This window comes from Caulobacter sp. D5 (assembly GCF_003185805.1).
Taxonomy (GTDB): Bacteria; Pseudomonadota; Alphaproteobacteria; order Caulobacterales; family Caulobacteraceae; genus Caulobacter.
On sequence record NZ_QHJY01000347.1, the window covers coordinates 1 to 4,388 of the forward strand.

Annotated in this window: 5 protein-coding genes and 1 pseudogene; 5 read left to right on the top strand and 1 reads right to left on the bottom strand. The window is 67.3% G+C overall.

Features of this window, described 5'->3' with window-relative positions; genetic code table 11:
• The 4 genes and pseudogenes from DMC18_RS20275 to mscL all read left to right on the top strand — a co-directional run.
• On the top strand, positions 1-422 hold a 422-nt coding region (locus DMC18_RS20275; protein ID WP_110133255.1), incomplete at its 5' end, for a d(CMP) kinase.
• A gap of 151 nt (positions 423-573) precedes the next feature.
• Entirely contained in the window at positions 574-2,283 is a 1,710-nt protein-coding gene (gene rpsA / locus DMC18_RS20280) for a 30S ribosomal protein S1 (protein WP_110120435.1), read from the top strand.
• A gap of 186 nt (positions 2,284-2,469) precedes the next feature.
• Positions 2,470-2,751, top strand: a complete 282-nt coding sequence (locus tag DMC18_RS20285) for an integration host factor subunit beta (RefSeq protein ID WP_110120436.1) — start codon at positions 2,470-2,472, stop codon at positions 2,749-2,751.
• Between the two features lie 79 nt (positions 2,752-2,830).
• Positions 2,831-3,241, top strand: a pseudogene (gene mscL / locus DMC18_RS20290) (large-conductance mechanosensitive channel protein MscL); the annotation flags it as partial.
• Positions 3,242-3,490: 249 nt separating this feature from the next.
• Here the strand turns inward: mscL and DMC18_RS20295 are convergent.
• Positions 3,491-3,727: a DUF1674 domain-containing protein gene (locus DMC18_RS20295; RefSeq protein ID WP_110133256.1), complete on the bottom strand. Its 237-nt coding sequence runs from the start codon at positions 3,725-3,727 to the stop codon at positions 3,491-3,493.
• A 190-nt stretch (positions 3,728-3,917) separates the two neighbouring features.
• On the opposite strand from DMC18_RS20295, the gene DMC18_RS20300 reads away from it, so the two are divergent.
• Positions 3,918-4,388, top strand: a 471-nt coding sequence (locus tag DMC18_RS20300; RefSeq protein ID WP_304539020.1) for a transcription antitermination factor NusB, incomplete at its 3' end; no start/stop codon positions are given.

Here is a 4,388-nt window from a genome sequence, read left to right on the forward strand (position 1 = left end):
GGCCGCAGGTGCGCACCCGCGCCGCCGGCGAGGCCGCCAGCCGCGTGGCCGTGCATCCGGGCGTGCGCTCGGCCCTGTTCGACCTGCAGCGGACCTTCGCCAGCCAGGACGGCGGCGCCGTGCTCGACGGCCGCGACATCGGCACCGTCATCGCCCCCGAGGCGCCGGCCAAGCTCTATGTCACGGCCAGCCCCGAGGTCCGCGCCGATCGTCGCTGGAAACAGCTGGCCGGCCAGGGCGAAAGCGTCTCGTTCGACGAGATCCTGGCCGACATCCACAAGCGCGACGAGCGCGACGGCGGCCGCAAGGACGCGCCCATGGCCCAGGCCAAGGACGCCACCTTGCTTGATACGTCGGAAATGACTATATCCCAGGCCTTCGATGCGGCTCTCCGCATCGTCGAGACGGCGCGCGCCCGGTGAGGAAACTCCAAGGGCTAATCTAACGCCCGCCTCGCCGCCGCTTTGGAAGCGCCGGATCGCATCAAAAATCCACTTCACCCGGAATCCCGAGAACCGTCATCTGGCGGCGCTCATCGCAGGGCTTCCCACAACCCAGAGACCAAAGATCAGCATGGCTGACGATATGAGCTTCAACCCCACGCGCGACGATTTCGAAGCGCTCCTGAACGACTCCATGGGCGGCCGCGACTTCGCCGAAGGCTCCGTGGTCAAGGGCGTCGTTGTCGGGATCGAGAAGGACTTCGCGATCATCGACGTCGGTCTGAAGACCGAAGGCCGCGTCCAGCTGAAGGAATTCGGCGTCGACGAAGCCGGCAAGGCGACCATCAAGACCGGCGACACCGTCGAAGTCTTCCTCGAGCGCCTCGAGAACGCCATGGGCGAAGCGGTCATCAGCCGCGAAAAGGCCAAGCGCGAAGAAGCCTGGACCCGCCTGGAAGGCGTCTACGCCAAGAACGAACCCGTCATGGGCGCGATCGTCGGTCGCGTTAAGGGCGGCTTCACCGTCGACCTCGGCGGCGCCTCGGCCTTCCTGCCGGGCTCGCAAGTCGACATCCGTCCGGTCCGCGACGTCGGCCCGCTGATGGGCAAGGAACAGCCCTTCGCCATCCTGAAGATGGACCGTCCGCGCGGCAACATCGTTGTCTCGCGTCGCGCCATCCTGGAAGAAGCCCGCGCCGAGCAGCGCACCGAACTGGTGTCGCAGCTGCAAGAGGGTGAAATCCGCGAAGGCGTCGTCAAGAACATCACCGACTACGGTGCGTTCGTCGACCTGGGCGGCATCGACGGCCTGCTGCACGTCACCGACATGAGCTGGAAGCGCGTCAACCACCCGAGCCAGGTGCTCGCCGTGGGCGACACCGTGAAGGTCCAGATCGTCAAGATCAACCCGGACACCCAGCGCATCTCGCTCGGCATGAAGCAGCTGCAGTCGGATCCGTGGGACGGCGTCGAAGCCAAGTACCCGGTCGGCGCCAAGTTCACCGGCCGCATCACCAACATCACCGACTACGGCGCCTTCGTGGAGCTGGAAGCCGGCGTTGAAGGCCTGGTGCACGTGTCGGAAATGTCGTGGACCAAGAAGAACGTCCACCCCGGCAAGATCGTCTCGACCTCGCAGGAAGTCGACGTCGTGGTCCTGGACGTCGATCCGTCCAAGCGCCGCGTCTCGCTGGGCCTGAAGCAAGCCCTGGCCAACCCGTGGGAAGCCTTCGTCGAAGCTCACCCGATCGGCTCGACCGTCGAAGGCGAAGTCAAGAACGCGACCGAATTCGGTCTGTTCATCGGCCTCGACAACGACATCGACGGCATGGTGCACCTGTCGGACATCGACTGGAGCGTCGCTGGCGAAGAAGCCATGGCCCGCTACAAGAAGGGCGACCTGGTCAAGGCCAAGGTGCTCGACGTCGACATCGAGAAGGAACGCATCTCGCTCGGCATCAAGCAACTGGCCGGCGACCCGATGTCGGGCGACACCTTCCGCAAGGCTCAGACCGTGACCGTCACCGTCACGGAAGTCACCTCGGGCGGCATCGAAGTCCGCTTCGGTGAAGACGACGCCCCGATGACCGCCTTCATCCGCAAGTCGGACCTGTCGCGCGATCGTCAGGAACAGCGCCCCGAGCGCTTCGCCGTGGGCGACCGCGTCGACGCTCAGATCACCAACGTGGACAAGGCCGCGCGCCGCGTCTCGCTGTCGATCAAGTCGCTGGAAATGGCCGAAGAGAAGGAAGCCATCGAGCAGTTCGGCTCGTCGGACTCCGGCGCTTCGCTGGGCGACATCCTGGGCGCGGCTCTGCGCGAGCGCGCCACCAAGGACTAAGCTCCAGCCTTACGGCATGAGCTGAAGACAGGCGGCGGCCGGAGCGATCTGGCCGCCGCTTTTCTTTTGCGGTTACTCCGGGCGCCCCCGAAGTCTTTGGGAACCGGTTGCAACCTTTTCCTTGAAGATTCCATGCCGCTTGGGCAAAGGTCGCGGCGCGCCGCTCCCTCGGCGCAGGGGACATCGATGATCAAGTCTGAACTCATCGCCAGGCTCGCGAACGAAAACCCGCACCTGACGCAGAAGGATGTGGAACGCGTCGTGGGCGTGATCCTCGAACGCATGATCGGCGCGCTGGAAGGCGGCGGCCGCGTGGAACTGCGCGGCTTCGGCGCCCTGTCGGTCCGTTCGCGCCCGGCCCGGGCCGGCCGCAACCCGCGCACCGGCGAGACCGTCGACGTCCGCGCCAAGCACGTGCCGTTCTTCAAGAGCGGCAAGGAACTGCGCGCCCGCCTGAACGCGGAATAGTCGGGAAACCGACTCACTTGCCCCTGCGGGCGAACCGCTTCAGCCTCTCGGCGTTGGATGTGCCGAGAGGGTTTTTCGCATGAGCATCGTCAAGGAATTCCGCGAGTTCATCGCCCGCGGCAACGTCATCGACCTGGCCGTCGGCGTGATCATCGGCGCGGCCTTCAACGGCATCGTCAAGAGCCTGGTCGACCAGGTGATCATGCCGCCGATCGGCCTGCTGACCGGCGGGCTCGACTTCTCGAAGCTGGAATGGGTGCTGCGCCCCGAGGATCCGGCCACCGAGGCGGTCGAGAAGGTCGCCATCCAGTACGGCGCCTTCATCAACACCCTGATCCAGTTCTTCATCGTCGCGGCCGTGGTCTTCCTGCTGGTCAAGCTGGTCAACCAGATCCGCCGCGCCGACGCCGTCGAGCCGGCCCCCGAGGCCCCGCCGGCCCCGACCCCGGAAGAAAAGCTGCTGACCGAGATCCGCGACCTGCTGGCCAAGCCGGCGGTGGTCGCGGCGGCGGCGGCTGAGAAGGTCGCTCCGGCGGCCAAGGCGCCCGCTGCGAAGAAGCCTGCTGCTCCGCGCAAACCCAAAGCCTGATCCCGAAGACCCTCCCCCTGAAGGGGGAGGTGGCCCGAAGGGCCGGAGGGGGAAGTCCCCGCCGACGTGGAAGCGGATGCCGCCTCACAGGCTACATCCCCCTCCGTCGGCTTCGCCGACACCTCCCCCATCAGGGGGAGGGTCTATGGCCTAGAAATCCACCGCTACGCCCTTGCGCTCCCAGTCGCCGAAGCGCGTGGGTTCGGGGCCGTCTCGGCCGCCCTGTTCCGCGGGAAGCGACGCGGCCGCTTCGGCCTCGCGGCGGGCGGCGGCCTCTTCCAGGGCGCGGCGGGCGGCGGGGCTGAGGTCCTTGCCGGGAGCAGCGCCCAGGCGGGCCAGTTCCGGGTCCTGAACCTCGGAAAGCGGGGAAGAAAGATCGTCGGACATGCGCTTTCATAGCACGCAAGCGTCGATGGATCATCCGGAGCGCGTCAGGCGAAAGTGTGGGCGGTTTCGCCGCCTGACGCGCTCCAACTCCAGAAAGATAGAGCCTTTTTGAACGCTTCAGGCGATCTCGCCTGAAGCTAAAAGGCTCTAGGGGCTTGCGCTCGCGCTCATTGCGGGGCACGGCGGGGCGGTGACTCAGGAATTGAACGACGGCCTTCCCGCTCGGGAAGCGGCCCTCGCCCTACTCGACGCGGCCCTTTCGCGCCGCGGCGGCCTCGACGAGGCCGCGACGACCAACGCCTTCCGCGCGCTCGAGCCGCGGGAGCGCGCCTTTGCGCGCGCCCTGGCCATGGCCGCGCTGCGCCGTCTGGGACCCGTCGATCGGGCCCTTGCCGCCAAGCTCAGCAAGGAGCCGCCGCCTCGCGTGCGCAACCTGCTGCGCCTGGGCGCGACCCAGGCCTTCTATCTCGAGGTGCCGGCCTTCGCCGCCGTCGCGACCAGCGTCGAGCTGGCCGGCGCCAACAAGGCCAGCCGTCCGTTCAAGGGCCTGGTCAACGCCGTGCTGCGCGGCCTGCTGCGCGACGGCGCGCCGTCCGACGATCCGTCCGACCTGACGCCGCCGTGGCTGTTCGCCCGCTGGGTCGGCGCCTGGGGCCAGGAC